The sequence below is a fragment of the Thioclava sp. NS-SX20 genome, assembly GCF_057380695.1.
This window is the reverse complement of record NZ_CM170816.1, coordinates 2,435,289-2,461,037: the sequence shown is the minus strand read 5'-3', so window position 1 is coordinate 2,461,037 and position 25,749 is coordinate 2,435,289. Positions and strand designations below refer to the sequence as shown.

At 62.1% G+C, this 25,749-nt stretch carries 27 protein-coding genes and 1 tRNA gene; 20 read left to right on the top strand and 8 right to left on the bottom strand.

Annotated features, from left to right (window positions below; all coding sequences use genetic code 11):
- Window positions 1-12: 12 nt before the first annotated feature.
- Window positions 13-759, bottom strand: a complete 747-nt coding sequence (locus AC2ISB_RS12155; protein WP_339108463.1) for an N-formylglutamate amidohydrolase — start codon at window positions 757-759, stop codon at window positions 13-15.
- Between the two features lie 155 nt (window positions 760-914).
- Here AC2ISB_RS12155 and pyk point away from each other — a divergent pair, with 155 nt between their 5' ends.
- The 4 genes from pyk to rplT all read left to right on the top strand — a co-directional run bounded on the left by pyk (window position 915) and on the right by rplT (window position 3,418).
- On the top strand, window positions 915-2,369 hold the full coding sequence (gene pyk / locus AC2ISB_RS12150) for a pyruvate kinase (protein ID WP_406735917.1): 1,455 nt from the start codon (window positions 915-917) through the stop codon (window positions 2,367-2,369).
- Between the two features lie 78 nt (window positions 2,370-2,447).
- Window positions 2,448-2,672: a hypothetical protein gene (locus tag AC2ISB_RS12145; protein WP_339108461.1), complete on the top strand. Its 225-nt coding sequence runs from the start codon at window positions 2,448-2,450 to the stop codon at window positions 2,670-2,672.
- Between the two features lie 167 nt (window positions 2,673-2,839).
- Window positions 2,840-3,040 (top strand): 50S ribosomal protein L35, encoded by a 201-nt coding sequence (rpmI, locus tag AC2ISB_RS12140; RefSeq protein WP_339108460.1) that lies wholly within the window; start codon window positions 2,840-2,842, stop codon window positions 3,038-3,040.
- Between the two features lie 18 nt (window positions 3,041-3,058).
- Window positions 3,059-3,418, top strand: coding sequence for a 50S ribosomal protein L20 (gene rplT, locus AC2ISB_RS12135; RefSeq protein ID WP_339108459.1), 360 nt, complete (start codon window positions 3,059-3,061; stop codon window positions 3,416-3,418).
- Window positions 3,419-3,480: 62 nt separating this feature from the next.
- On the opposite strand, the gene AC2ISB_RS12130 is transcribed toward rplT, so the two are convergent.
- A complete protein-coding gene (locus AC2ISB_RS12130) occupies window positions 3,481-4,326 on the bottom strand; it encodes a HEPN domain-containing protein (protein ID WP_486575204.1) in 846 nt (281 codons plus the stop codon).
- A 125-nt stretch (window positions 4,327-4,451) separates the two neighbouring features.
- On the opposite strand from AC2ISB_RS12130, the gene pheS reads away from it, so the two are divergent.
- The 5 genes from pheS (at window position 4,452) to AC2ISB_RS12105 (ending at window position 9,456) form a co-directional block, all read left to right on the top strand.
- Window positions 4,452-5,534 carry a phenylalanine--tRNA ligase subunit alpha gene (gene pheS, locus AC2ISB_RS12125; RefSeq protein ID WP_486575202.1) on the top strand — a complete coding sequence of 361 codons (1,083 nt, stop codon included), beginning with the start codon at window positions 4,452-4,454 and terminating at the stop codon, window positions 5,532-5,534.
- 239 nt (window positions 5,535-5,773) lie between these two features.
- Window positions 5,774-6,271, top strand: a complete 498-nt coding sequence (locus tag AC2ISB_RS12120) for a hypothetical protein (RefSeq protein ID WP_486575200.1) — start codon at window positions 5,774-5,776, stop codon at window positions 6,269-6,271.
- 9 nt (window positions 6,272-6,280) lie between these two features.
- Window positions 6,281-6,574, top strand: a complete 294-nt coding sequence (locus AC2ISB_RS12115) for a YrhK family protein (RefSeq protein WP_486575198.1) — start codon at window positions 6,281-6,283, stop codon at window positions 6,572-6,574.
- Between the two features lie 72 nt (window positions 6,575-6,646).
- Window positions 6,647-9,055, top strand: coding sequence for a phenylalanine--tRNA ligase subunit beta (gene pheT, locus AC2ISB_RS12110; RefSeq protein ID WP_486575196.1), 2,409 nt, complete (start codon window positions 6,647-6,649; stop codon window positions 9,053-9,055).
- 131 nt (window positions 9,056-9,186) lie between these two features.
- Window positions 9,187-9,456 (top strand): DksA/TraR family C4-type zinc finger protein, encoded by a 270-nt coding sequence (locus tag AC2ISB_RS12105; RefSeq protein WP_406721426.1) that lies wholly within the window; start codon window positions 9,187-9,189, stop codon window positions 9,454-9,456.
- On the opposite strand, the gene AC2ISB_RS12100 is transcribed toward AC2ISB_RS12105, so the two are convergent.
- The 4 genes from AC2ISB_RS12100 to putA form a co-directional block, all read right to left on the bottom strand.
- Window positions 9,457-9,813 carry a VOC family protein gene (locus AC2ISB_RS12100; protein ID WP_486575194.1) on the bottom strand — a complete coding sequence of 119 codons (357 nt, stop codon included), beginning with the start codon at window positions 9,811-9,813 and terminating at the stop codon, window positions 9,457-9,459.
- A gap of 55 nt (window positions 9,814-9,868) precedes the next feature.
- Entirely contained in the window at window positions 9,869-10,555 is a 687-nt protein-coding gene (locus AC2ISB_RS12095; RefSeq protein WP_339108451.1) for a helix-turn-helix transcriptional regulator, read from the bottom strand.
- Window positions 10,552-10,932, bottom strand: a complete 381-nt coding sequence (locus AC2ISB_RS12090) for a GFA family protein (protein WP_339108450.1) — start codon at window positions 10,930-10,932, stop codon at window positions 10,552-10,554. Before AC2ISB_RS12090 ends, AC2ISB_RS12095 begins: the two co-directional genes overlap by 4 nt.
- A 107-nt stretch (window positions 10,933-11,039) precedes the next feature.
- Entirely contained in the window at window positions 11,040-14,435 is a 3,396-nt protein-coding gene (gene putA / locus AC2ISB_RS12085) for a bifunctional proline dehydrogenase/L-glutamate gamma-semialdehyde dehydrogenase PutA (RefSeq protein WP_486575191.1), read from the bottom strand.
- 108 nt (window positions 14,436-14,543) lie between these two features.
- On the opposite strand from putA, the gene AC2ISB_RS12080 reads away from it, so the two are divergent.
- Entirely contained in the window at window positions 14,544-15,023 is a 480-nt protein-coding gene (locus tag AC2ISB_RS12080; RefSeq protein WP_339108448.1) for an Lrp/AsnC family transcriptional regulator, read from the top strand.
- Here AC2ISB_RS12080 and AC2ISB_RS12075 read toward each other — a convergent pair.
- A complete protein-coding gene (locus AC2ISB_RS12075) occupies window positions 15,007-15,423 on the bottom strand; it encodes an META domain-containing protein (RefSeq protein ID WP_406721423.1) in 417 nt (138 codons plus the stop codon). The two genes, AC2ISB_RS12080 and AC2ISB_RS12075, sit on opposite strands and share 17 nt — an antisense overlap.
- 340 nt (window positions 15,424-15,763) lie before the next feature.
- Between AC2ISB_RS12075 and AC2ISB_RS12070 the strand changes: the two genes are divergently transcribed.
- The 8 genes from AC2ISB_RS12070 (at window position 15,764) to AC2ISB_RS12035 (ending at window position 21,766) form a co-directional block, all read left to right on the top strand.
- Entirely contained in the window at window positions 15,764-16,228 is a 465-nt protein-coding gene (locus tag AC2ISB_RS12070; RefSeq protein WP_339108446.1) for an Lrp/AsnC family transcriptional regulator, read from the top strand.
- 97 nt (window positions 16,229-16,325) lie between these two features.
- The gene (locus AC2ISB_RS12065; protein WP_406721422.1) at window positions 16,326-18,290 is read left to right on the top strand and encodes a heme lyase CcmF/NrfE family subunit; all 1,965 of its coding nucleotides are present in this window, start codon (window positions 16,326-16,328) and stop codon (window positions 18,288-18,290) included.
- A 19-nt stretch (window positions 18,291-18,309) separates the two neighbouring features.
- Complete coding sequence (locus tag AC2ISB_RS12060) at window positions 18,310-18,765, top strand: cytochrome c-type biogenesis protein (RefSeq protein ID WP_406721617.1); 456 nt, start codon at window positions 18,310-18,312, stop codon at window positions 18,763-18,765.
- 52 nt (window positions 18,766-18,817) lie between these two features.
- Window positions 18,818-18,900 (top strand) — tRNA-Leu (locus AC2ISB_RS12055).
- A gap of 178 nt (window positions 18,901-19,078) precedes the next feature.
- On the top strand, window positions 19,079-19,867 hold the full coding sequence (locus AC2ISB_RS12050; protein WP_339108443.1) for an exodeoxyribonuclease III: 789 nt from the start codon (window positions 19,079-19,081) through the stop codon (window positions 19,865-19,867).
- Between the two features lie 85 nt (window positions 19,868-19,952).
- Window positions 19,953-20,870, top strand: a complete 918-nt coding sequence (locus tag AC2ISB_RS12045) for a tetratricopeptide repeat protein (protein ID WP_406721421.1) — start codon at window positions 19,953-19,955, stop codon at window positions 20,868-20,870.
- 27 nt (window positions 20,871-20,897) lie between these two features.
- The gene (locus AC2ISB_RS12040; protein WP_339108441.1) at window positions 20,898-21,542 is read left to right on the top strand and encodes an LON peptidase substrate-binding domain-containing protein; all 645 of its coding nucleotides are present in this window, start codon (window positions 20,898-20,900) and stop codon (window positions 21,540-21,542) included.
- The gene (locus AC2ISB_RS12035; RefSeq protein ID WP_339108440.1) at window positions 21,539-21,766 is read left to right on the top strand and encodes a Trm112 family protein; all 228 of its coding nucleotides are present in this window, start codon (window positions 21,539-21,541) and stop codon (window positions 21,764-21,766) included. Before AC2ISB_RS12040 ends, AC2ISB_RS12035 begins: the two co-directional genes overlap by 4 nt.
- A 6-nt stretch (window positions 21,767-21,772) precedes the next feature.
- On the opposite strand, the gene AC2ISB_RS12030 is transcribed toward AC2ISB_RS12035, so the two are convergent.
- A complete protein-coding gene (locus tag AC2ISB_RS12030) occupies window positions 21,773-22,999 on the bottom strand; it encodes an FAD-dependent monooxygenase (protein ID WP_486575186.1) in 1,227 nt (408 codons plus the stop codon).
- A 123-nt stretch (window positions 23,000-23,122) separates the two neighbouring features.
- Here AC2ISB_RS12030 and AC2ISB_RS12025 point away from each other — a divergent pair, with 123 nt between their 5' ends.
- Window positions 23,123-24,445, top strand: a complete 1,323-nt coding sequence (locus tag AC2ISB_RS12025; RefSeq protein ID WP_486575184.1) for an amidase — start codon at window positions 23,123-23,125, stop codon at window positions 24,443-24,445.
- A 120-nt stretch (window positions 24,446-24,565) separates the two neighbouring features.
- A complete protein-coding gene (locus AC2ISB_RS12020) occupies window positions 24,566-25,744 on the top strand; it encodes an aminotransferase class I/II-fold pyridoxal phosphate-dependent enzyme (protein WP_406721418.1) in 1,179 nt (392 codons plus the stop codon).
- The last annotated feature ends 5 nt before the right edge of the window (window positions 25,745-25,749 follow it).

Genomic DNA, 25,749 nt, shown 5'->3' with positions numbered 1-25,749 from the left:
AATACCGCGATATTATCGCTGGTTCTGGCAACAATCCAGAGACTGTTGCAGAAGGGGTGCCAAAGTCGCGGCCCATTCCTCTTGCTGGGCTCTGGTCTGGATCAGATCCTGACGCAGTTCGATCAGGATGTTCAGGCGTCCCGTTTGCAGCGCGTGGCGGTCGATGGAATCTCCGGCAAGATGGCCCTTATAGGGTTCGTTATCTCCGGTCGGAATATGTCGCGCCCTGAGCGCCTCGATCAGCGGTTCGGCCAGTCTGCGGTCCCGGGGATCCGACAGGATGCCGACCTGCCAAGGCCGCGGCGGTCGCCCGCGTAGCTGGGGCGTGAAGGAATGGATGGCGCAGATCACGCTGTTCTCGCGCCGTGCGGCCAAGGTTTCCAGTGCCTTGTGATAGGGACGATGCAGACGCTCCAGACGGCGCAGTTTCTCGGCGGCATCGGCATGGCGGTTGGCGGGAATGATCGTGCCGTCATAGAGCTTCATCAGCAGCGTCGGGTCCGTCTCGCCACGGTTCGGGTCGATCACCAGCCGCGAGAAATTTGTGCTGATCAACGGGGCGTCCAGCAGGCGTGCCAAAGCCTCGGAGACGCCCAACGCGCCCGGATCATAAGCGATATGGCGCGCCATATCGGCAGGCGGCAGCCCCAGATCACCGCCGTTGATCCAGTCCGGCACATGGTTTGTCGCGTGATCACAGGTGACCAGCCAGCATGCGCTCCGCTCTGCGCCCTGAATGTGAAAAGCGGTTTCGGTCATGGAAGATCACCTATTGTCACGCATTCTTAGTTTTGGTGCTGCATCAAAGTGAATAAGCGAGCCTGCCCCGAAGTGCCAGTTGCACTTGCGACAAAATCGCGCAATACCTTGGGGCGGCCCACGACTAAATCGTAATTCCTAACCAACGAGGTCGCATGAGACGCCTTCGCAAAGTAAAGATCGTCGCCACTCTGGGCCCTGCATCTTCCGACTATGAAACGATCCGCGGTCTGTTCGAGGCCGGAGCCGATGTGTTCCGTCTGAACATGAGCCACGGCACGCATGACGAACAGCGTGCCCGCTACGAGATCATTCGTAAGGTCGAAGAAGATTTGGGGCGCCCGATTGCTGTTCTGGCAGATCTTCAGGGCCCGAAATTGCGGGTCGGAACCTTCGCTGCCGGTGCGGCAGATCTGGAAGAGGGGGATGCCTTCCGTCTGGATCTGGAGGACAAAGACGGCGACCAGCATCGTGTCTGCCTGCCGCATCCCGAAATTTTTGCCGCTCTGGAAGCGGGCACCACGCTTCTGGTCAATGACGGCAAGATCCGCCTGAAGGTCGAGGATTGCGGTGCGGATTTCGCGAATTGCACCGTGACGGTGGGGGGCACCATCTCGAACCGTAAGGGCGTGAACGTGCCGGATGTGGTTCTGCCGATCCCCGCGCTGTCCGAGAAGGACAAGAAAGATCTGGAATTCGCCTGCTCGCTGGGCGCGGACTGGCTGGCGCTGAGCTTCGTGCAGCGCGCCGATGACGTGCTTGAGGCGAAAGCTCTGGCGCAGGGGCGTGCGCTGGTGCTGTCGAAAATCGAGAAGCCCGCCGCCGTGAAGGCCTATGACGAGATCCTCGAGGTGTCCGACGGGATCATGGTTGCGCGTGGTGACCTTGGCGTCGAGCTTCCGGTGCAGAACGTCCCGCCGATCCAGAAGAAGCTGGTGCGCAAGGCGCGTGCGGCGGCCAAGCCGGTGATCGTCGCAACCCAGATGCTGGAATCGATGATTGAAAGCCCGATGCCGACCCGCGCCGAAGTCTCGGATGTGGCGACGGCCATCTATGAGGGTGCGGATGCGGTGATGCTTTCGGCGGAATCGGCCGCAGGCCGCTATCCGATCGAAGCGGTTAAAACGATGAATAATGTCGCCGAGCAGGTCGAAGGCGATTCGACCTACCGCGAGGTTATAAACTCCAGCCGGACCTTCACAGCAGCCCGCCGCCAGACTGTGGCGGATGGCATCGTGGCCGCGGCCCGCGAGATTGCGGAGACCACCGATATCGCCGCGATCAGCTGCTATACCCAGACGGGGACTTCGGTGCGTCTTGTGGCGCGTGAACGTCCGCAGGTGCCGATTGTCGCGCTGTCGCCGGTCACCAAGACCCTGCGCAAGATCTGCCTGACCTGGGGCGTGCAGGCGATCAAATCCGAAGAGGTGGGGCGCTTCAAGATGGCTGTGGTCAATGCGGTCCGTGCGACCCGCGATTTCGGTCTGGCCGATGAGAAAGACCAGATCGTGGTGGTGGCCGGTGTGCCGTTCAATGTGGAAGGCACGACCAACATCCTGCGCGTCGCGCCTTGCGACGAGCGCCAGATCTTCCGCACCGAGCCGGAATAACCGTTTCAAGCCAAGCTGCCGCCCCGGACCCGCGTTCGGGGCGGCTGTCATTTGGGAGACAGCTCGGAAAGGCAGGGTATGACGGCGGATTATTGTCTGACTTTCGGTCTTTTGCTGATCGTTTTCGCGATTCCCGCCGGTGTTTCCGCCTATTCCGAAATGCGCCCGCCCCGCATGGCCGCCGTCACGATTGTGCTGGGGGCCTGTCTTGTCATCCTTGCGGTGACTCTCAGCCCGACCGGCTATAGCTATAGTGACATTCCGCAGGCCGTGGCGCGGGTGATGGCACGGTTTCTGCCCTGATATCGCGAGATCTGGCCATACCGGCCCGATGGGGCGGCTGTCAGGCCAGAATAAGGCTTGCAAAACGGGGCAAAGCTTTCTAGAAGGCGCGTTCTAGACGGCCGCGCGGCCGGCCCAAGAGGCATGCCGAGTCGCGCGTAAACCCCTCTTACGTTAAGGAGACGGAAATGCCCAAGATGAAGACGAAATCCGCTGCCAAAAAGCGGTTCAAGTTCACCGCGAACGGCCATGTCAAAGTTGGTCACGCAGGTAAGCGCCACGGCATGATCAAGCGGACCACGAAGTTCATTCGTAACACCGCTGGCACCATGGTCCTGTGCGACTCCGACGAGAAAATCGTCAAAAAATACATGCCGTACAACCGCTAAGACTGGGAGACTTGAACTATGGCACGCGTTAAATCCGGTAAGGTCACCCACGCCCGTCACAAGAAGGTCCTGAAGGCCGCAAAAGGTTACTACAGCTCGCGCTCGCGTAACTTCCGCACCGCCACTCAGGCCGTCGACAAGGCAAACCAGTACGCAACCCGCGACCGTAAGGCGCGCAAGCGTAATTTCCGCTCGCTCTGGATCCAGCGTATCAACGCAGGTGTCCGCGCAGTCGACGCCGAAATGACCTACTCGAAATTCATCAACCTGCTCGCCGTTGCCGGTATCGAAGTGGACCGTAAGGTTCTCGCCGATCTGGCAGTTCACGAGCCGGAAGCCTTCGCTGCAATCGTTGCACAGGCCAAAGCCGCAGCCTGATCGCTGCCGCACCGATGAGTTTTTGAAAACCCGCGCCGCAAGGTGCGGGTTTTTGCTTTTGCTCAGGCAGGACCGTTGAAAATATCCAGCACAGTTTTTGGCAGTTTCATATTGTCTTTCAGCCAGAGGATCTTCGGATCGGTCTGTGATATTCTCTCGTCGTGTAACTCTTCCATCAAAAGTGTCAGGTAAGAATTACGAAAACCGCCCATTTGAGGCGCGACCGATACTGGCGCTGGTGTGGTGAGATCCTGTTCGTTGCGTAGAAAGCTTAAATTCCAACGGTAAAATATATCGCCAATTTCCTCACCTAATCGCTCAACGCCGAATGGTTGGATCATTTTGAATTTGCGAATTTGTCGGTCGGGCCGTTCTCTAAGAAGGTTTCCGTAGGTTCGCCCATAAAAGTCCACGAACTCTGGTTCTTCCCAGTCAGCTCCGATTATCCATTGTAGGCCGATTGTTCGTCTGCGTAGTTCGAACACAAGCTGATCTAGAGCGAATAAATCGTATGTTTCGTTAGAATATCCTGTAAGCCCGTATCGCGTATCGGGATTTCCCATTACATTTATTCTGTCGATCACCTCATCCAACTGTACCCCTCGCCAAAGATCGTCACGGATGTTGGCAGGGCGGGAGAGCTCTGTAAGTGCAAGTTCGCCAAATGCGCGTTGGTGTTCTTTCAAGAGAATAGGAAGATCATGTCCTAGTCTTTTCACGCTTATTCCATTCAGGACCAGCCCCGCCTTGAGATACTTCTCGACAGCTTGCAGGGATTGCCACCAGAACTCTTCCGGCATCGAAATTGTTCTCGTAAGTCGCGCGAGGAAATAGTTGTTGTCGGCCGATTCTACAAAAAACTGGTGAGCAGTTATAGCTTGGAAGCGGGTTAAGGGCAGTTGAAACATGGTCGGGTCCTAAAGCAATAGCTTCAGAATAGGGAATGTACTCTATAAAGCCAGTCGGCTCTGGCTTGAATTTCGCCTCCGACAAGGCTAGCAACGGCCCCAACATTACAGAGGGTAAGAGTCAGATGAGCGATCTCGACCAGCTTCGCACGAAATATCTTTCCGGCGTGGCGTATGCCGCGGATGAGGCGGCTCTGGAAGAGCTGCGTCTGGCAGGGCTTGGCAAAAAAGGCGAAATCAGCCTGATGATGCGCGAGCTGGGCAAGATGAGCCCGGAAGAAAAGCAGACCTTCGGTAAGGCGCTCAACGAGCTGAAGACCGAGATCGACACCGCCTTGCGCGAGAAGAAACAGGCGCTGGCCGATGCCGCTCTCGAGGCACGTCTGCAGGATGAATGGCTGGATGTGACCCTTCCGGGGCGTCCGCGTCGTCAGGGCACCATCCACCCAGTGTCTCAGGTGATGGACGAGGTGACCGCGATCTTCGCCGATATGGGCTTCTCGGTGGCCGAAGGGCCGCAGGTGGAAGACGACTGGCATAATTTCGACGCGCTGAATATCGCGCCCGAGCACCCCGCCCGCCAGGAGCATGATACCTTCTTCATGCATCGTGCCGAGGGCGATGACCGTCCGCCGCATGTGCTGCGCACCCATACCAGCCCCGTGCAGATCCGCGCGATGCAGGAGCAGGGCGCGCCGATCCGTGTCATCGCGCCGGGCCGTGTGTATCGCATGGATATGGACCAGACCCACGCGCCGATGTTCCACCAGATCGAGGGGCTTGCGATCGGGAAGGACATCTCGATGGCGAACCTGAAATGGGTGCTGGAAGAGTTCTGCAAGGCCTTCTTCGAGGTCGATAATGTCGAGCTGCGCTTCCGCGCCTCGCATTTCCCCTTCACCGAGCCTTCGGCAGAAGTGGATATCCGTTGCTCTTGGGAGGGCAAACAACTCAAGATCGGCGAAGGCAATAGCTGGATGGAGATTTTGGGGTCGGGCATGGTCCACCCGAAGGTGCTTGAGGCGGCTGGTGTGGATTCGACGCAATATCAAGGCTTTGCCTTCGGTATCGGGATCGACCGTCTGGCGATGCTCAAATATGGCATCCCCGATCTGCGCGCCTTCTTCGACAGCGATCTGCGCTGGCTCAAGCATTACGGTTTCGCGCCGCAGGATGTGCCGACCGTGCTGGGCGGCCTGAGCCGCTAAGCCTGCCTGCCAAGATGCAGACCTCAAAGACGCCGCCCCCGAGGGGCGGCGTTTTGCATTTGGCGGCAGAGGAAGGCTGGAATGGTGTGCTGAAAAAATGGGCATCTGGCGGCGGGCCGCTGATCTTTCGCTGCGACATTAAGATCTTGCTCATCAACTTCCCGCCAAGTGGGTGGCCGTTTGGCGCGGGGCGGGTAAGAATGCTGGCAGAGATAAATCGTAGGAACCGGAGGGATCTCATGAGCTGGGGTGGGTTGATTTTTCTGATGGTACTGGGCTGCGCGGTCAGCCTTGTGGGTCAGCTATATGTCTGGGGCAAGGGGACGACGCGCGCGCGGGACGAGGATTACGAGGCGGGGATCACCCGCATTGGTGTGGCAAGCCTTGGCGGTGCAATCCTGTTTATCTTCCTGCTGGCCATCGGGGTGGACCGCGTTATGCCTCTGGCAAGCTATATGGCCTTTGCCACGGGGATCTGCATCACGCTGGTTATTGCATGGGCGGACACGCGCCAGACGATGAACGAGCGTAATTACGATCTGGGCATGAAATACGATGTCGTGATGTTTGTCGTGGCCGCGATGCATGTGGTCTTTGGCGTCATGATGGGGTCTTTCGGCTGGAATTTCGACATGCTCAGCCTCATTTTTGTCGAGCTGGTGGTCGTTCTGGTCAGCGTGATCTTCCGGTCGGTCGTCCGGGCCGCCACCAGCGGGGCAGAAGAGCACGCACACTGAAAGAGGCTTATGCGGATTTCAGGAAAACCCTTGTTTCACCGCGACCAACGTGGTGATTCCGACGAAAAGCGCAAGCTTTATGCCGCCTATGAACTCGCCTATACATTGGTCGATTTCGGGGCGGCCGTTTGCTTTGTGGCGGGGTCGATCATGTTCTTCTTCGACGCATGGATGATCCCCGGCACATGGCTGTTCCTGATCGGCTCGATCCTCTTTGCAGCCAAGCCGACGATCCGTCTGGTGCGGGAAATCCGGCTTTTGCAGATGGGGGATGCAAAGGATGTCGCGAAGCGGCAGGAGTGACCTTCCCATCCGGTCCCTTATCCGCTAGGACAGGCCCGCATCCCGTAGGGGGAATAGACGAAGGGTTGACCCATGAAATTCACGCTGAGCTGGCTGAAAGAGCATCTGGACACCGAGGCAAGCCTTGACGAGATCCTCTATGCGCTGACCGATCTGGGACTTGAGGTCGAAGAGGTCATTGACCCCGCCTCCAAGCTGGCCAGCTTTACCATCGCCAAAGTGGTCCATGCCGAGAGCCACCCCGACGCCGACCGTCTGCGCGTCTGCCGTGTGGCCACCGATGAGGGCGAGACGCAGATCGTCTGTGGCGCGCCCAATGCCCGCGAAGGCATCACCGTTGTTCTGGCCAAGCCCGGCGATTATGTGCCCGGCCTTGATGTGACCCTGTCGGTCGGCAAGATCCGCGGTGTGGAAAGCTTCGGCATGATGGCCTCCGAGCGCGAGCTGGAGCTGTCGGATGAGCATAACGGCATCATCGAACTGCCCTCGGGCGAGGTTGGCCAGAAGTTTGTCGATTGGCTGGCCGAGAATAACCCTGCCGCTGTTGATCCGGTCATCGATATCGCGATCACCCCGAACCGCCCCGATGCTCTGGGCGTGCGTGGTATCGCGCGCGATCTGGCGGCGCGGGGTCTGGGCAAGCTGAAGCCGCTGGCGGTCACGCCGGTTGCGGGCAGCTTCGACAGCCCCGTGTCTGTGTCCATCGACGCGGGTCTGAAAGCCAAGGGGTGCCCCTATTTCGCGGGCCGCGTGATCCGTGGTGTGAAAAACGGCGAAAGCCCCGAGTGGCTGAAAAAGCGTCTTGAGGCGATTGGCCTGCGTCCGATCTCGGCGCTGGTGGATATCACCAATTACTTCACCTTCGACCTGAACCGCCCGCTGCATGTGTTTGATGCGGCCAAGGTGGCCGGTGGTCTGCGTATCGAGCCCGCCAAAGGCGGCGAAAGCTTCGCCGCGCTCGACGAGAAAACCTACACCCTGCGCGAAGGCCAGATGGTGATCGTGGATGACAATGGCGTCGAAAGCCTTGCCGGTATCATGGGCGGCTCTGCCTCGGGTGCCGAGGCTGACACCGTCGATGTCTTCCTTGAATCCGCCTATTGGGACCCGATCACCGTGGCGGCCACGGGCCGTGCGCTGAAGATCAATTCGGATGCGCGCTACCGGTTTGAACGTGGCGTTGATCCGGCCTTCACGCTGGACGGGCTGGAACTGGCGACGCAGATGGTGCTGGACCTTTGCGGCGGCGAGGCGTCTCATGTGGTGTCCGATGGTGCCATGCCGCAGGTGGATCGCGCCTATAAGCTCGACCCCGCCCGCGTGATCAGCCTTGTGGGTATGGAGATCGCGGAGGCGACCCAACGCGCAACGCTTGAGGCGCTTGGCTTCACGCTGGACGGCGATATGGCGACCCCGCCCAGCTGGCGTCCCGATATTCTGGGCGAGGCCGATCTGGTCGAGGAAGTGGCGCGTATCGCGTCGCTCGCGCAGCTGGAAGGCAAGCCGATGGCGCGCGAGACTGCAGGCGTTCCGGGGGCGATCCTCACGCCCCTGCAGCGCCGCGAGAAAATGGCGCGTCGCAGCATTGCGGGCGCGGGCTATAATGAATGCGTGACCTATAGCTTCATCGATGCCGCCTCGGCCACGCTGTTCGGCGGCGGCGCGGATGCGACCAAGCTGCAGAACCCGATTTCTTCGGAAATGACCCATCTGCGCCCCGACCTGCTGCCGGGTCTTCTGCAAGCCGCCAGCCGCAATCAGGCACGCGGCGCGGGCGATCTGGCGCTTTTCGAGGTTGGCCCCGCCTTCACGGGCGGCGAACCGGGCGAGCAGCATCTGCAGGCAACCGGCCTTCTGGTCGGCCAGATCGCCCCGCGTGACCCCTATGGCTCGCGCCGTCCGGTGGACCTGTATGACGCCAAGGCCGATGCCGAGGTCATTCTGTCGGCGATCGGTGCGCCTGCGCGGATGCAGATCAACCGCAAGCTGGATGGCTGGTGGCACCCCGGTCGCTCGGGCGTGATGGCTCTGGGGCCGAACAAGCTGTGTGCCTTTGGCGAGATCCATCCCAAGGTCCTGCGCGAGATGGGCGTGAAAGGTCCGGCGGTGGCCTTCACCATCTGGCTGGAAAATGTGCCCTTCCCGAAAGCCAAGGGCCCGTCGCGTCCGGCGCTGGAAATGTCCGACCTGCAAGCGGTCGAGCGTGACTTCGCCTTTGTCGTCGATGCCAAGACCGAGGTGCTGACCGCCGTAAATGCCGCCTTGGGCGCGGATAAGGCGCTGATCGAGGCAGTGAATGTCTTCGACCAGTTCACCGGCCCGAAAGCGGAAGAGCAGATGGGTGCGGGCAAGAAGTCCATCGCGCTCAGTGTCCGCCTGCAGCCGCGGGACAAGACGCTGACCGATAAGGATATCGAGGCGGTCTCTGCCAAGATCATCGACAAGGTCACCAAGGCGACCAAGGGCAGCCTGCGCAGCTGATCCTTTTTGCAACATTGACCAAACGCCCCTGCCACCCGCGGGGGCGTTTTTCTATGCCAGAATGCCGTTTGGCGACCAACGGGCTTGTGCCGTGCGCCTATGCTGCCCATCTTGGAAACAGGAGGTGCGCTATGGCAGGAGGTTGGGCCCGCGACGGGGCCGTGAACGAACAGATCGAAGCCTCGGTTCAGGATGAACTGGCCCGTATGCGCCAGCGCCGTGGCCCCACGGGCGAAAGCGCCGAATTTTGCGTGGACTGTGACGAGCCGATCCCCGAGGCGCGGCGCAAGGCCATTCCCGGAGTAAAGCTTTGCGTCGAGTGTCAGGGCGGCCATGACAGCCGTCATGCAAATCGCGGCGGGATGAACCGCCGCGCGTCGAAAGACAGTCTGCTGAAGTGATCAGCCCATAGCATAGGGCCGCAGCCGGTGCCCGTCGGGGTCGGCAATCACGAAGCTGCGGCCAAAGGGCAGGTCGGTCGGCTCCATCAGGACCGGACCTAGCGCTTTCCACTGGTTAAATTGTGTGTCGACCTCGCCTTGGGCCAGCTTGAAGCCGATCTCGCAGCCCCCGGCAGCTCCCGTGGCAGCCGGTGTCACATGATCCTTCTGCCAAAGCCCAAGGGCTTGCCCGTCGGGCAGTTTGAACAGCGCGAACTGGTCCATCCTTTCAAGCGGTGCCTGCCCGAAAGCCGCTTCGTAGAAGGTACAGGACCGTGCGATATCCGCAACATACAGAAAGAGGGTGGTCTGGGTCATGGGGTGCTCCTTTTCATGATGCCCCCTCTCTAGCGTGCCCCTGTGTCAGTTTCTGTCAGCAGCCAAGCAGCCCCTGCGCGCGCCGCCAGTCATCGAACAGCTTCTTGCGCGGGGGACGGTAGGTCTCGCCCGTGGGGAGTGCTTCCGATATTCGGTCGGTGCGGAAACTGCGGAAATCGCCGCGCAGCTCGCACCAGCCCAGAAGCACCCGCGCTTGGTCAAAAAATGCCAGCGCCACGGGCCAGATCACGCGCTCCGACAGGGTACCCTCGCCCGTGCGATAGGTAATGCGCAGCTTCTGTTGCTGGCGGATGGCCGCCCGCAGCGCGCGCGAGGCTACCTGATCGGGGGCAGGGCGCGGGCCGCCCACCACCAGCGTGGTCAGGTCCATCTCGTCGCGCAGGGCAGCGGGCACCACCGCGCGCAGCCGCGCCAGCGCGCTTTCCGCCGCCTGCGCCAGATCGCTGTCGCCCTTGCTGGCCAGCCAGCGGGTGCCAACAACAAGCGCCTCAAGCTCTTCGACCGGAAAGGTCAGCGGCGGCAGCAGAAAGCCTTCGCGCAGCACATAGCCCAGACCGGCCTCGCCCTCGATCGGGGCGCCTTGCCCCTGCAAGGTGGCAATATCGCGGTAGAGCGTGCGCAGGCTTACCCCCAGTTCCTGCGCCAAAGCGGCCCCCGTCACCGGATGGCGATGGCGGCGCAGGATGTCCAGAAGCTGCAGCAGCCGTTCGGAGCGGCTCATCTGTCAGAGGGGTGCGAGACCCCGTCGACCCATTTGACAGGCTCCCAGTCGCGGGGGTTCACGCCCTCGATGGCACCAAGGTTCACACCATATTGGGTCGGGTCCGAGCGGCGGCGGTGATGGGTGTAAATCCCGCAGGTCTTGCAGAAGTAATGCACCGCCGTCTTGGTGTTGAACTGATAGACGGTCAGGTTCTCTTCGCCCTGCGTGATCTCCAGATCCTCCAGCTTCACCGTAACAGCCGCCGCCCCGCGCCTGCGACAGAACGAGCAATCGCAGCGCCGCGCGGTGCGCAGCCCGTCTGCAAGACGGATTTGCAGCTTTACGGCACCGCAATGACAGCTCACGGTTTGCGGGGCATTCTGGTCGATGATCATGGGCGTTTCCTCCGGTTCACCAACCAGCATAGGCGAAGATGCCGCGCCCACAATAAAAATGGCCTCCCGCAAGGGGAGGCCATTCAGGGGAACAGGGTCCGGACGGGTTATTTCGCGCCCGCCGAGGCCAGAAGCTGGGCGTTGCCGCCTGCCGCTGTGGTATCGATGCAGATATGGCGTTCATGCCAGACATGGCCCACATCGGGGTGGCCGGTGATCAGCGCAAGGATCGGTCCCTCACGGCGGGCCAAGGCCTGCGCGTATTTGCGCGCCTCTTCCGGTTTGCCCCAGTAGAGCGCCCCCGAAATGCCGTGTTTCGCGGTCAGACCATCCGGCGTCATATTGGTGGCCACTTCGGCCACGCCGCCCAGTGCTTCGACAGCCGCTTTCTGGTTGCGGGCCTCTTCGGCGCTGGGGCCCATGCACAGGAGCGGTTCGCGCACATGCAGCGTCAGGCGGTTCGATTCACCGGTCGGGCCCGGAAGCGAGCGCGCCTCTTGCGGCTTGTCCGAGGGTGCCGAAGTGGTGAAGCGCCACAGATATTCGGGGCCACCCGCTTTGGGGCCGGTGCCCGAAAGCCCTTCGCCACCGAAAGGCTGGCTGCCCACGACCGCGCCCACCTGGTTGCGGTTAACGTAGATATTGCCGCAATGGATGCTTTCCGTGACTTCCTGCACGCGGTTGTCGATACGGGTGTGCAGACCGAAGGTCAGCCCGTAGCCGGTCGCGTTGACCGCGTCGATGACCTTGTGCAGGTCTTCGGATTTGAAGGTCGCGATATGCAGCACGGGGCCGAAAATCTCGCGTTTCATATCCTCGATGCCGTTCACACGGATCGCGACGGGGGCACAGAAATGGCCCTGTTGCGGGGCGCTGATTTCTTTCAGCACGCGGCCTTGCGCACGGGCGGTTGCCACGTGGTCGCGGATGATGCCTGCAGCCTCGTCATCAATGACCGGACCGATATCGGTTGTCAGATCCCACGGGTTGTCCACCAGCAGCTCGTCCATCGCGCCAAACAGCATTTCCTGAATGGTGGGGGCGATGTCGTCCTGCACATACAGGCAACGCAGGGCCGAGCAGCGCTGACCCGCCGATTGGAAGGCCGAGACGAGGATATCGCGCACGGCCTGTTCCGGCAGGGCGGTGGAATCGACGATCATGGCGTTCAGACCACCGGTTTCCGCGATCAGCGGCGCGCCGGGGTCCATGTTGTCGGCCATAGCGCGACGGATGATCTTCGCGGTCTCGGTCGAGCCGGTGAAGGCCACGCCATTGATCCGCGCATCCGAGGTCAGGCGCGCGCCCACGGTCGCCCCATCACCCGGCAGCAGTTGCAGGGCTTCGCGCGGCACGCCTGCCTCATGCAGAAGCTGCACGGCGAGGGTGGCGATGATCGGCGTCTGCTCGGCGGGCTTGGCCAGCACGGCATTGCCGGTCGCAAGGGCTGCGGCCACCTGACCGGTGAAGATCGCCAGCGGGAAGTTCCACGGGCTGATGCAGGTGAAGAGGCCACGCGCCTGCGCATTTTGCGGGATGTTGTGGGCGTAGTAATGCAGGAAGTCGACAGCTTCGCGCAGCTCGGCCACGGCATCGATCTGGATCTTGCCGGCCTCGCGGGCGAGGGCTGCGAAGATTTCGCCGTAATGGGCTTCGTAAAGCTCTGCGGCGCGGTTAAGAACCTCGGCGCGTTCGGTTTCCGACGCGGCCCACGGTTGGGCATTGGCCAGAGCGGTCTCGACATCGGCGCTGGAGGCGTTGAAGACCTGACCGATCACGTCGCCATTCGAGGGGTTGAGCGCCTCGACAACGGGCAACGGCTGTGCGGTGCCTGCGATCAGCGGGCGGGCCTCGAAACGGGCGGCCTTGAACGGTGCACGGGCGGCATCAATGGTCGCCAGAGCGTCGCGTTCGGTCAGATCGAAGCCGGTCGAGTTCTTGCGGTCGCCGAACAGCGCATCGGGTTTGCGCAGGATCGGGTTTTCCACATGGCGGGTGCTTTCCACCTGAGCGAAGGGGCAGGAGGCCACTTCCTCGGGGGTCACATCCTCGTCCACGATCTGGTTCACGAAGCTCGAATTCGCGCCGTTCTCCAGCAGGCGACGCACCAGATAGGCCAGCAGGTCGCGGTGGGCACCACAGGGCGCATAGATCCGGCAGCGGGTCTTGTGATCGCCCAGAACGAGGTCATGCAGACGCTCGCCCATGCCATGCAGACGCTGGAATTCAAAATTGCGACGGTCTTCGCCTTCGGTCATTTCCAGCACGGCCGACACGGTATGCGCGTTATGGCCTGCAAATTGCGGGTAGATCCGGTCGCGCAGGCTGAGAAGCTTGCGGGCATTGGAGATGTAGCTGACATCGGTCGAGGCTTTGCGGGTGAATACGGGGAAGTCCTTGAGGCCCATGACCTGCGCGCGCTTCACCTCGGCGTCCCAATAGGCGCCTTTCACCAGACGGACCATGATCTTGCGGTCATAGCGCTGCGCCAGATCGTAGAGCCAGTCGATTGCAGGGGTGCAGCGGCGGCCATAGGCCTGCACCACCACGGCAAAACCGTCCCAGCCTGCCAGCGACGGATCGGCCAGCACGGCCTCGATCACCTTGAAGGACAGCGTCATGCGGTCGACTTCTTCGGCATCGACGGTGAAGCTCATATCGGCTTTGGCGGCTTTTTGCGCCAGACGCAGTACGACCGGCACCAGCTCGGCCATCACGCGCTCTTCCTTGGCAAGCTCGTAGCGCGGATGCAGCGCCGAGAATTTCACCGAAATGCCGGGGTTGTCGTAAAGGTGACCCTTGCGGCAGTTGGTGGCAATCGCGTCGATCGCTTTCGAGTAGTCTTCCTCGTAGCGCTTGGCGTCTTTCATGGTGCGGGCGGCTTCGCCCAGCATGTCATAGCTGTAGGAATAGCCCTTGGCTTCCTGCTTCTTGGCGCGCACCATCGCCGACTGGATGGTTTCACCCAGAACGAACTGGCGGCCCATTTCCTTCATCGCGCGGCTTACGGCCTTGCGGATCACCGGCTCGCCCAGACGGCGGATCGCGCCGCGCAGATGGCCTGCCATTCCCGGCGGACGGTCATCGAGCACCTTGCCCGTCAGCATCAGGCCCCACGTGGAAGCATTGACCAGCGGCGAGGCCGAATGGCCCAGATGCTTGCCCCAATCCGACGGTGCGATCTTGTCTTCGATCAGCGCATCCATCGTGTCGGCATCCGGCACGCGCAACAGCGCCTCGGCCAGACACATCAGCGCAATGCCTTCCTCGGTCGACAGACCGTATTCCGCCAGAAAGACCTCCATCAGGCCCGGACGGCTATCGGCGCGGATACGGCGCACCAGTGCGGCCCCGCGTGCGGCAATCTTGCCCCGCGTGCTCTCATCCAGCGCGGCCTGCGCGATCAGGCGGTCCAGCAGCGGTTCTTCGGGTTGCAACGTCAGCGCGTCGATCTGCTGGAAGTCCAGCGCCGGATCAACGATGGGAGATGAAATTTTGGTCATGGCGGGCCTCAAGGAAGGTATTTTGTCTAATCTACATCGAAACCACTTTTTATTTCGCCCATTCGATGACAATTCTTGGTCGAAGAAACCAAAGATACGGGTCTAAACATGCCAAATGATCTGCCAGACCTCGATAATTACGACCAGAAGATTCTCGCGGCGCTTTCGGAAGAGGGGCGGCTGTCTGTTACCGAGCTTGCGCGCCGCGTCGGGCTGACCAAGACGCCTGTGCAGGCGCGGATGAAGCGGCTTGAGGATCTGGGGGTGATCAAGGGCTATCGCGCCGTGCTCAGCCCGATCCGTATGGGGCTGAGCCATGTGGCATTTGTCGAGGTGCGGCTCTTGGACACGCGCGAGGTGTCGCTGGCGGCGTTCAACCGCGCGGTGCGCGCCCTTCCCGAGGTGGAAGAGTGCCATATGATCGCTGGCGGCTTCGATTACCTGCTGAAGGTCCGGACCCGCGATATCACCGATTATCGCCGTGTGATGGGCGAGAAAATCTCGGCTTTGCCACATGTTTCCTCCACCACCACCTATGTGGCGATGGAGACGGTGACGGATGCGGCGGCGATCAGTCCGCAGGTCTGACCGCGATGATAACGGGTTGGCCATCGGCGCGCAGTTCGATGCCGTCTTGTGTGGCCGCAACACTGTCGACGCGGGCAATGGCTGCATGGAAGGCCTGTTCGGTCTGCATTTGCGGTTCCGAGCACATCATGCGGGTGCCGACAATCGCACCGATATGCAGCTTGCCGTCGCGCCGTTCCACAGGCGCGCTATAGCGGTTGCAGCCCGAATTTCCGGCAATCTGCTCCGCTTCCGGATGGAGCAGGTTGACCTTGACCCCCTCGGGCACCGGACGGCCTGCGATCTGCGTGACCTGCCATTCCTGCCCGACAGGCAGAGCGGCCAGCATATCCGCTGGTGGGGCATCGGGTTTGCAGGCGGCAAGACAAGCAATCAGGGCAATCGGGAGCATGAAACGCATGGGGCTATCCTTCGGATAAGGACCGGAACGCGTGCTGGCACGGCCCGCAGGCCAAAATCGGCGCATTCCGGCCCGTGTCGGTATCGTCCATGCATGCGGTCATTGCGCCGTGAAGTAAAGGCCATTGACGTGAGGACCCTCCGAGGGCGCGCGCGGACGATCGGCCTCTTGGGCGGGGTGGTTCGGGGGGCAGGCCGGCCTTCATGCCGTGCCAGAAACCGCTTGCAGAGCTGTGGTAAATTAATCAAAAGGGGCCGCAGCATGTGCTGTTTTTGTTCCTGTGGTTGCCCTGTCCGAGCCGGATAGGGATGTCTGAGAGCGGTTTTCCCGAGGTGATTTCATGACAGGTGAGAGCGTTTCTTCTGATCAGCTCGATGATACGGACCGCCGTCTGATTGCCGCGCTGCGTCGCGATGGGCGGGCGGCTGTGTCCGATCTGGCGACCCAGCTCAACCTGTCGCGGGCCACCGTGCGCTCGCGGATCGAAAAGATGATCTCGCGGGGCGAGATTACCGGCTTTTCCGTCCAGACCCGCTCGGATGCGCCGCAGGCTGCCGTGCGCGGGGTGATGTTGCTGGAGATCGACGGTCGCCAGACCGACCAGATCGTGCAGAACCTGCTGGGCCTGCCTCTGGTGCAGGCGGTGCATACGACCAATGGGCAATGGGATCTCCTGCTGGAGATTGGCGCCCGCAATCTGCAGGAATTCGATGATCTTCTGCTGATCATCCGCGCCTTCGAAGGGGTGCGCCGCAGCGAAACCAGCCTGTTGCTGGGCACAAGGCGGCCTGCGGTGATCGGCTAGGGCCAAGCCTGCAACATATTCCATGGTGTGATAGGCTGGGTGCTTTTCCTACGCGCCTGCGGGCGGTAAGGTGCCTGCGCAACAGGAGGCCCCCGCGATGATTGCCGAGCTAGGTCACTTTACTCTTATACTGGCACTTTTTGTGGCCGTTATTCAGTCCCTTGTGCCGCTGATCGGGGCGCATAAGAACTGGCGCGGCTGGATGGCGGTCGCCGGACCGGCGGCGACGGTGCAGTTTCTGCTTGTCGTGACATCCTTTCTGGCGCTGACCTATGCTTTCGTGACATCGGATTTTTCGGTCGCGCTGGTCTACGAGAACAGTCACACCGACAAGCCGATGCTCTATAAGGTCTCGGGAGTTTGGGGCAACCACGAGGGCTCCATGCTGCTTTGGGTGCTGATCCTGTCGATCTTCGGCGCGGCGGCGGCATGGTTTGGTGGCAATCTCCCGCCCCGTCTGCGGGCCCGTGTCCTGTCGGTGCAGGGCATGATCGGGCTGGCATTCCTGATTTTCATCCTGTTCACCTCGAACCCGTTTCTGCGCATGGCCAATCCGCCGATGAACGGGCGCGGGATGAACCCGCTGCTGCAAGACCCCGGTCTGGCCTTCCACCCGCCCTTCCTCTATCTGGGCTATGTCGGGCTTTCGATGGCCTTTTCCTTTGCCGTGGCCGCCCTCATCGAGGGGCGCGTCGATGCGGCATGGGCGCGCTGGGTGCGGCCCTGGACGCTTGCGGCATGGATCTTTCTGACCATCGGTATCGCCCTTGGATCATGGTGGGCCTATTACGAACTGGGCTGGGGCGGTTTCTGGTTCTGGGACCCTGTGGAAAACGCCTCCTTCATGCCGTGGCTTCTGGCAGCGGCGCTTTTGCATAGTGCGATCGTTGTGGAAAAACGCGAGGCGCTGAAAAGCTGGACGATCCTTCTGGCCATTCTGGCCTTCGGATTTTCGCTGATCGGCACGTTTATCGTGCGCTCCGGTGTGATTACCTCGGTGCATAGCTTTGCCAATGACCCGCAGCGCGGGATCTATATCCTGAGCATTCTGGCGGTCTTCGTGGGCGGGGCGCTGACGCTCTATGCCTTCCGCGCGGGGGCCATGCAGGCGCGGGGCGTGTTTTCCATGCTGTCGCGGGAAAACGCGCTTGTGCTGAACAATATCCTGCTGGCCGTGGCGGCGCTTGTGGTGTTTGTGGGCACGATCTGGCCCCTGCTGGCCGAGATGTTCTGGGCGCGCAAGCTTTCGGTCGGGGCGCCGTTCTTCGATAAAAGCTTCACGCCGTTCTTCGTGGCACTGGCGCTGGTGCTGCCGGTCGGGGCGATGATGCCGTGGAAACGTGCGAAGATGGGCCGTGTGCTGCGTCCGCTGCTGCCGGCCTTCGTGCTCGCGCTGGCGATTGCCGGACTGGGATGGACAATGGAAACGGGCCGGTCGCTGATGGCACTGGTGGCCAGTTTCCTCGGGGCATGGATCATTCTGGGGGCGCTTGTCGAACTCTGGCAGCGTGCCGGACGCAGGCCCGCACGGCTGTTGCGCCTGCCGCGCGCCGATTGGGGCAAGGCGGTGGCGCATTCCGGTCTGGCGATCACCATCATGGGGGTCGGGCTGCTGACCGCCGGTCAGGTCGAGGATATCCGCGTGGCACAGGAGGGGCAGCCCTTCGAGGTGGCCGGATACCGGATCAGCCTTGATGAGGTGCATCGCGATCAGGGGCCGAACTATGTTGCCACCACCGCCACGATGACTGTGCGGCGTGGCGGGAAGGTGATCACGGTGCTGCATCCCGAAAAGCGGGTCTATCCGACCGAGGGCATGCCCACCACAGAGGCCGCAATCCATAGTGGCTTCCTGCGCGACATCTATCTGGTGATCGGCGATCCGCAGGAGAATGGCGGCTGGGCCGTGCGCACCTATATCAAACCCTTCGCGATCTGGATCTGGGGTGGGGCGATTATCATGGCCCTTGGCGGGTTGCTCAGCCTGTCGGACCGCCGGTATCGTGTGGCTGCGGGCGCGCGCAAGGCGTCGGCCGTCTCTTCCGCAACTCCGGCAGAGTGAGGCCGTGCCGATGATCCGTATCCTTCTTTGCGCCCTGTCTTTCGTCATGTTGCAGGCGGCGGCGGTTCTGGCCGTGCAGCCCGACGAGATCCTGCCCGATCCGGCGCTGGAGGCCCGCGCTCGCGCCCTGAGCACAGAGCTGCGCTGCCCCGTCTGCCAAGGCGAGGATATCGACGATTCCAACGCCGCCGTGGCCCGTGATCTGCGGCGTCTGGTGCGCGAAAGGCTGGTGGCGGGCGATACGGACCAGCAGGTGCTGGAATATGTGACGGCGCGCTACGGGGAATATGTGCTGTTTTCTCCCGAGGCGAAGGGCGCCAATCTGCTGCTCTACTGGGCGGGGCCTGCCACCTTGCTGATTGCCTTGGGCAGTGTGGTGGTCTGGGTGCGCCGCAGGGCCCGCCGTCACGACCCCCGCCCCGAGGCGCTGAGTGTCGAGGAAAAGGCGCGTTTGGACGAAATATTGAAGGGTTAGAGGCGCTGGCCTCTTGCGCCTTCGCAGCCTTTCGCTTAGCCAAGACGACGTTGCGGGCGTGGCGGAATGGTAGACGCATGGGACTTAAACTCCCTGGGGCCTAGGCCCATACCGGTTCGAGTCCGGTCGCCCGTACGGTTTCCCCCATTTTGTCCGTGGCGCTGCCGATCCCCCGCTCGGGCGCGGCGCGTGAGGCCGATCCGGGCCGCAAGAGGGGGCATTTGCCTGGGATGGCCGGGGTGGAGCCTCGCCTTTCGCCTTGCGCCCCACGGCCGTTATCGCCACTATCCGCGCGCGATAAACGGAGACACCCATGAGCTTTACCCTTGCAACCTGGAACATCAACTCGGTCCGCCTGCGCGAGGGGCTTGTGGCGCGTCTGATGCGCGAAGAGGCACCCGATGTGCTGTGCCTGCAGGAGTGCAAGAGCCCTGTGGAGAGCATCCCCTTCGAGAGCTTCCGCGCTTTGGGCTACGAGCACATGGTTGCCCGCGGCCAGAAGGGCTATAACGGGGTAGCGATCTTTTCCAAGATCCCGATGGAAGAGGCAGGCGCCGGCGATTATGCCAATCTGGGCCATGCGCGCCATGTGGCGGGGCGTCTTGCCAATGGCGTGACTGTGCATAACTTCTATGTGCCCGCAGGGGGCGATGTGCCCGACCGCGAGGTGAACGAGAAATTCGGCCAGAAGCTGGATTACCTCACCCATATGCGCGATGAATTCGCCGCCAAAGCGCCCGAGCGCGCCATTCTGGTGGGCGATCTGAATATCGCCCCGCGCGAGGATGATGTCTGGTCGCATAAGCAGCTTCTGAAAATCGTCAGCCATACGCCCATCGAGGTAGAGCATCTGGACGCGGTGATGAAAGCGGGCAACTGGGTCGATGTGACCCGTCAGGACATCCCCGAAGGGCTGCTTTATAGCTGGTGGAGCTATCGCGCCAAGGATTGGTCCGCCGCCGATAAGGGCCGTCGTCTGGACCATATCTGGGCGACAGCGGATATTGCGGGCGCGGCCTCGGGCTCGCGTATCCTGCGCGATGTGCGCGGTTGGGAACAGCCCTCCGACCATGCGCCGGTCTTCGCGACTTTCGATCTTTAATTTCGCGCGTCCCGCAGGGCAGCCCTTGGCGGGGCGGGTCCGCGAGCGCATATAGACACCGACAGAACTCCGGAAGGAAGATCCCATGCTCGGCAATGAGATGATCGGCGGTATGACAGCCGCAACCGATGACCTGATCAAGGACGTAACCGAAGCCAATTTCATGGCCGACGTGATCGAGAGATCGCAAACCGTGCCAGTGATCGTCGATTTCTGGGCGCCGTGGTGTGGCCCGTGCAAGACGCTGGGTCCGGCGCTGGAAGCGGCGGTGACCAAGGCCAAGGGTGCGGTCGTGATGGCCAAGATCAATGTCGATGAAAACCAGATGCTCGCAGGGCAGATGCGGGTGCAGTCCATCCCGACCGTCTATGCCTTCTATCAGGGCCAGCCGGTGGACGGGTTCCAGGGCGCGCTTCCGGGCTCCGAGATCGAGAAATTCGTGACCAAGATCGCCGAGATGGGGCCGGGGGCCGATAACGGTCTGGCCGATGCGATTGCCGCCGCCGAAGAGATGCTGGCGGAGGGCGCGGCCGAGGACGCCGCCGAGACCTTTGCGGCCATTCTGGACGAAGAGCCTGAAAATGCCGAGGCCTTCTCGGGGTTGATCCGTGCCCATATCGCGGCAGGGCAGCTTGAGCAGGCGCAGGCGCTGGTTGAAAATCTTGCGCCCGCCCTTGCCACGGCGGCATCGGTCGAGGCGGCGCTGGCACAGCTGGAACTTGCCAAACAATCGGCCAATGCCGGTCCGCAGGCGGAACTGCAGGCGAAGGTGGATGCCGATCCGACCGATGCTCAGGCGCGCTTCGATCTGGCGCAGGCGCTGTTTGCCGCAGGTGATGCGGAAGGCGCGATCAACCAGCTTCTGGAGCTGTTCCGCCGTGACCGCGAATGGAATGATGGCGCGGCCAAAGCCCAGTTGCAGACCATTTTCGAGGCGCTCAAACCCACCGATCCTCTGGTTGCAAAGGGGCGTCGCAAACTCGCCTCGATGATATTTGTCTGATCGGGGTTTCGGCCTAGCTGGTGGTCCATGATGAACGCAATCGACCTGCCCGATGCCATTCCGCTCTTCCCGTTGCCCGGGGCGCTTTTGCTGCCCCGGGGGACGCTGCCCCTGCATATCTTCGAGCCGCGCTATTTGCAGATGATCGAGGATTGCCTGAAAACGCCGGGGCGGTTGATCGGGATGATCTTGCCGCGCAACCACGGCGAGGACGAGGCCGAGCTTGCGCCGATCGGCTGCGCGGGGCGTCTGACGGGGTTTTCCGAAACCGAGGACGGGCGCTATCTGATCACCCTGACCGGCATCTCGCGCTTCCGTCTGATGGGCGCACGCGACGGGTTCACGCCCTACATTATGGGCGAGGTCGAGTGGGACGAGTTCTCCGGCGATCTGCATGGACCTGACCATGACCGGGGCCTGCAACGCGAGAGTTTCTTTGCGCTTCTGAGCCGGTTTTTCGAGGCCAACGGCATGGATACCGACTGGGATAGTCTGCGTGATGCCGAGGACGAATTGCTGATCAATTCGCTCTCGATGCTGATGCCGCTTTCTCCGGAGGACAAGCAGGCCCTGTTGGAGGCTCCCAACCTGACGGTGCGGCGCGAAACCCTGCTGACGCTGATGGATTTCTCCCTGCGCAGCGGTGGCGAAGGGGAAGAGAGCCTGCAATGAGCACAGCGCAACCGGAGGATAATCCTGACCGTGTCAGCACCGAGCGCCCTGCCTTCGACAGGCGGATGCTGGAGGTGCTTGTGTGCCCGTTGACCCATGCCGTGCTGCATTATGATGCCGCCGCACAGGAACTGATCTCGAAGCCCGCACGTCTGGCCTTCCCGATCCGCGGCGGCATTCCGATCCTGATCCCGTCCGAGGCGCGGGATCTGGATGTCGATTGAGGCGGGTTAAAGCGGCTCGCCCTTCAGAAGGCGGGGCAGGGGGCCACCCAGCCCTGCGGCCTGTGTCATGAAGCCGCGCCGCAATCCGGGGAGTGCCTGAACCAGCCCCATTCCCATCTGGCGCCCGAGTTTCAGCAGGGGGTTATGGTTGGAAAACAGCTTGTTGACTGTATCCATCCCCAGCGCCAGCGAGGTGGAATCAAAGCGCCGCCAGCTTTGATAGTCTTCCAGCACATTCAGCGCACCGATATCATCGCCACGCCGGTAGGCATCCACCAGAACCTGCGCCAGCGCCGCGACATCACGCAGCCCGAGATTGAGCCCCTGTCCCGCAATCGGATGCACGCCATGCGCCGCATCGCCGACCAATGCGATCCGCGCGGCCACATAGGATTTGGCCAGTGTCAGGTTCAGCGGGTAGCTGAAACGCGGGCCAGCCAGAGAGATCTGGCCAAGGAAATCCCCGAAGCGCGGGCGCAGCAGGCCCAGAAAATCGCCATCCGACAGGCCGTCCAGCGTCTGCGCGTTCTCGCGCGTCTCGCTCCAGACGATAGAGGACCGGTTGCCGGTCAGCGGCAGGATCGCCAACGGGCCGGTCGGCATGAAAAACTGCTGCGCGATGCCGTGATGCGGTTTTTCATGGGCGATTGCGGCGACCAGAGCGGTCTGGCCGTAATCCCAGCCCTCGCGCGTGATCCCCGCACGTTCGGCCACGCCGGATTTGCGCCCGTCGGCCCCGACCAGCAGGCGGGCCGTCAGGCATTGACCGTCCGAAAGCGTCGCTGTGACATGGCCTTGGGATACCTCTTGCGCGATGACAGAGGTGCCCGCGATCAGGGTGACAAGGGGCTGTGCCTCCATCGCGTCCTGCAAGGCGCGGGACAGATAGCGGTCTTCCAGCATCCAGCCCACAGGCGACTGGTCCATCTCGCGCGAGTCGAAATGCAAAAAGAAGGGGGCCGCGCCGTCGCCTGCGTGACCATCGGAGGCTTTGACATCCATCATCGGTTGCGCCTCGGGGGCAAGCTGGCCCCATAGGCCCAGCCCCTTCAGCAGCCGCTGCGAGGCGACCGCCAAAGCGTAGGCCCGCCCGTCAAAGCCCTGATGGGCCCTTGCGCGGGGCGGCGTTGCATCGACCACGGTCACCCGTAGCCCCGCCTGTGCCAGCGCCAATGCCAAGGTCGGGCCGTTCAGCCCGCCGCCGGAAATAAGGATATCACAATCGGTTTTCATGCTGCTAAATATGGCGTTTTCGGCGCGCTTGTCCATTGCTTGCACGACTTTGGTGTAACCCCCATTGTCAGAACGATAAAATCATGTCTAGCCTTGGGTTTGAGTGATGATTGGAGAGCCTGCATGACGACCTCGACCCGCTATCTGCCTGCCGCGGAACAAGGGCGTCTGATTGCCGCGGGCATGCTGGATCCGGTCGCGCAGGTCGAACTCTATCTGGAGACGGCAGCGGGGCGCGATGGCCGGATGGCATTTGCCCGCCAGACCCCCAATCGGGCGCGCTTCGAGGCGATGGCGGCGCGGACCCGCACGAAAGTGGGGCAGGGGCGTTCGGCGCTGGATGGGGTGGCCATTTCATGGATGGATGCGGTGGACAGTGCGGGGGCGGTCACCGAAGCGGGCAGCCGGCTGTTTTCGGGCCATGTGCCCGCCCGTGATGCGCGCGCGTTGCAGCAGGCCAGTGCCGCGGGCGGGGTTTGTCTGGGGAAGACGCAGATGACCGAGCTGGGGCTGGATCTTCTGGGGGTGAATGCCCTCAGCGTCACCCCGCCCAACCGCCATGATCCCAGCCTTGTGACGGGGGGAGGGGCCTCTGGCGGGGCGCTCTCGGTCACACTGGGGCTTTGTGCTATGGCGGTGGGGCTGGAGAATGGCGGCGGGCTTCTGGTGCCTGCCGCGTGGAACGATCTGGTGGGGTTCCGCCCCGGACTGGGGCGCGTGCCGCTTGCGGGGGTGGCGACGGGGTCGCAATTCGATACGCTGGGCTTCATGGCGCGACGGGTCGAGGATTGCGCGCAGGGGCTGGCGCTGGTGGAAAACGGCAAGCTCCCCGATCTGCGTGGCGCAGACATATCGGGCGCGCGTCTTCTGGTGCTGGAGGGCGGCGTCTTTGATGATGCCGATCCGGCCTGTCTGGAGGCAATGAGCCGTGCGATAGGCCGTTTGGCCAAGGCGGGCGCCAAGATTACGGTGCAAAGCCCCAAAGCGTTCGAGGCGCTGAAGCGGCTGCGCTTTTTGGCGCAGACCGAGTTTCACGCCCGCTGGCAGCAGCGGGTGAGAGAAAATCCGCTTAAGGTGACGCCCGATTTCCTACGGGCCTTCGAGGCGGCGGGAGGTGTCTCGGCGGATGTCTATCTGCAGGGGCTCGCGCAGTTGCACGCGGTGCGGCAGGACTGGCGGGGCGTGGTTGCGGGCTATGATGTCGTGCTGATGCCCACTGCGGCCTCCTTGGCCCCAAGCTATGATAGCCTGTTGATAGATCAGGATTTCTTTAGGAGCCAGCAACAGTTGGCCAGCCGGAATGTCGGCAGTGCGGCGCTTCTGGGTGGGCCGGTGCTGACCCTACCCACGGGGCGCGATATGGTGGGGCTAAGCCTTCTGGGGCTGCCCGGAGAGGATGAAAAGGTGCTGTGTTTTGGGGCTGCAATCGAGGCCGCGCTTGGCTGAAATGCCACAATCCAAAGGCGACCTTGCCCGCATCTCGCCATGATCTGGACAGGACATGTGGTTTTTGGGTAACGTCGTCCCGAACGGGGCGCAAAATGACTCCGGCAAATGAGGCATATAATGGATTATCCCGAGCGGTTCTCGAACCTGCCCGAATACGCGTTTCCGCGTTTGCGGACGCTGCTCGATTCCCACCAGCCGGGCGGGGAAATTATTAATATGACCATTGGCGAGCCGCGGCATGCGATGCCGGGCTTTGTGGGCGATGTGCTGGCGGCCTCTGTCGCGGAATTCGGCAAATACCCAGCCAATAACGGTACCCCCGAACTTCTGGCCGCGATTTCGGCATGGATTGCGCGGCGCTACGGCGTGGAGGTTGCCGAGGATCGGATCATGGCGTTGAATGGCACCCGCGAAGGGCTGTTCAATGCGGTGCTGGCACTTTGCCCCGAAACCAAACGGGGCAAGCGCCCCGTGGTTCTGATCCCCAACCCCTTCTATCAGGTCTATGCCATCGCCACGATGATGATCGGCGCAGAGCCTGTTTTCGTGCCCGCCACCGCAGAAACGGGGTTCATGCCCGATTATCGCGCGCTGCCTGCCGAGGTGCTGGACCGCACGGCGATCGCCTTTATCTGCTCGCCCGCCAATCCGCAGGGGGCCGTGGCCTCGCGCGCGTATCTGGCCGATCTGCTAGAGCTGGCCGAGACACATGATTTCCGTGTTTTTGCCGATGAATGCTATTCGGAACTCTATCGCCATGACCCGCCCCCCGGGCTGATCGAGGTGGCGCAGGAGGTGGGGGCCGATCCCGAGCGCGTGGTGATCTTCCATTCGCTGTCCAAACGGTCCAGCCTGCCGGGGCTGCGGTCCGGCTTTGTTGCGGCGGGGCCGAAAAGCATGCATTATATCCGCCAGTTGCGCGCCTATTCGGGGGCGCCGCTGCCGCAGCCCTTGCAGCGTGTCGCGGAAAAGGTCTGGGCGGACGAGGATCATGTGATCGAGAACCGCCGCCTGTATCAGGAGAAATTCGATGACGCGGCCGTTGTCTTTGACGGCATCAATTCGGTTACCATGCCCGATGCGGGCTTTTTCCTGTGGTTGCCGGTGGAGGATGGCGAGGCGGCGGCCATGAAACTATGGCGCGAGACCGGTGTGCGGGTTCTGCCCGGTGCCTATCTTTCGCGCGAAGTCGAGGGCGAAAATCCCGGCAGATCCTATATTCGGGTGGCTCTTGTCGCCCCAAGAGAAGAAACGCGACGCGGACTGACCAAGCTCCGTGATTGCCTTTACCTTTGAGGACG

Bases quoted from the DNA above. Each gene is read 5' to 3' on its own strand.
- AC2ISB_RS12155 (WP_339108463.1), bottom strand. From the start codon at position 759: ATGACCGAAACCGCTTTTCACATTCAGGGCGCAGAGCGGAGCGCATGC.
- pyk (WP_406735917.1), top strand. From the start codon at position 915: ATGAGACGCCTTCGCAAAGTAAAGATCGTCGCCACTCTGGGCCCTGCA.
- AC2ISB_RS12145 (WP_339108461.1), top strand. From the start codon at position 2,448: ATGACGGCGGATTATTGTCTGACTTTCGGTCTTTTGCTGATCGTTTTC.
- rpmI (WP_339108460.1), top strand. From the start codon at position 2,840: ATGCCCAAGATGAAGACGAAATCCGCTGCCAAAAAGCGGTTCAAGTTC.
- rplT (WP_339108459.1), top strand. From the start codon at position 3,059: ATGGCACGCGTTAAATCCGGTAAGGTCACCCACGCCCGTCACAAGAAG.
- AC2ISB_RS12130 (WP_486575204.1), bottom strand. From the start codon at position 4,326: ATGTTTCAACTGCCCTTAACCCGCTTCCAAGCTATAACTGCTCACCAG.
- pheS (WP_486575202.1), top strand. From the start codon at position 4,452: ATGAGCGATCTCGACCAGCTTCGCACGAAATATCTTTCCGGCGTGGCG.
- AC2ISB_RS12120 (WP_486575200.1), top strand. From the start codon at position 5,774: ATGAGCTGGGGTGGGTTGATTTTTCTGATGGTACTGGGCTGCGCGGTC.
- AC2ISB_RS12115 (WP_486575198.1), top strand. From the start codon at position 6,281: ATGCGGATTTCAGGAAAACCCTTGTTTCACCGCGACCAACGTGGTGAT.
- pheT (WP_486575196.1), top strand. From the start codon at position 6,647: ATGAAATTCACGCTGAGCTGGCTGAAAGAGCATCTGGACACCGAGGCA.
- AC2ISB_RS12105 (WP_406721426.1), top strand. From the start codon at position 9,187: ATGGCAGGAGGTTGGGCCCGCGACGGGGCCGTGAACGAACAGATCGAA.
- AC2ISB_RS12100 (WP_486575194.1), bottom strand. From the start codon at position 9,813: ATGACCCAGACCACCCTCTTTCTGTATGTTGCGGATATCGCACGGTCC.
- AC2ISB_RS12095 (WP_339108451.1), bottom strand. From the start codon at position 10,555: ATGAGCCGCTCCGAACGGCTGCTGCAGCTTCTGGACATCCTGCGCCGC.
- AC2ISB_RS12090 (WP_339108450.1), bottom strand. From the start codon at position 10,932: ATGATCATCGACCAGAATGCCCCGCAAACCGTGAGCTGTCATTGCGGT.
- putA (WP_486575191.1), bottom strand. From the start codon at position 14,435: ATGACCAAAATTTCATCTCCCATCGTTGATCCGGCGCTGGACTTCCAG.
- AC2ISB_RS12080 (WP_339108448.1), top strand. From the start codon at position 14,544: ATGCCAAATGATCTGCCAGACCTCGATAATTACGACCAGAAGATTCTC.
- AC2ISB_RS12075 (WP_406721423.1), bottom strand. From the start codon at position 15,423: ATGCGTTTCATGCTCCCGATTGCCCTGATTGCTTGTCTTGCCGCCTGC.
- AC2ISB_RS12070 (WP_339108446.1), top strand. From the start codon at position 15,764: ATGACAGGTGAGAGCGTTTCTTCTGATCAGCTCGATGATACGGACCGC.
- AC2ISB_RS12065 (WP_406721422.1), top strand. From the start codon at position 16,326: ATGATTGCCGAGCTAGGTCACTTTACTCTTATACTGGCACTTTTTGTG.
- AC2ISB_RS12050 (WP_339108443.1), top strand. From the start codon at position 19,079: ATGAGCTTTACCCTTGCAACCTGGAACATCAACTCGGTCCGCCTGCGC.
- AC2ISB_RS12045 (WP_406721421.1), top strand. From the start codon at position 19,953: ATGCTCGGCAATGAGATGATCGGCGGTATGACAGCCGCAACCGATGAC.
- AC2ISB_RS12040 (WP_339108441.1), top strand. From the start codon at position 20,898: ATGATGAACGCAATCGACCTGCCCGATGCCATTCCGCTCTTCCCGTTG.
- AC2ISB_RS12035 (WP_339108440.1), top strand. From the start codon at position 21,539: ATGAGCACAGCGCAACCGGAGGATAATCCTGACCGTGTCAGCACCGAG.
- AC2ISB_RS12030 (WP_486575186.1), bottom strand. From the start codon at position 22,999: ATGAAAACCGATTGTGATATCCTTATTTCCGGCGGCGGGCTGAACGGC.
- AC2ISB_RS12025 (WP_486575184.1), top strand. From the start codon at position 23,123: ATGACGACCTCGACCCGCTATCTGCCTGCCGCGGAACAAGGGCGTCTG.
- AC2ISB_RS12020 (WP_406721418.1), top strand. From the start codon at position 24,566: ATGGATTATCCCGAGCGGTTCTCGAACCTGCCCGAATACGCGTTTCCG.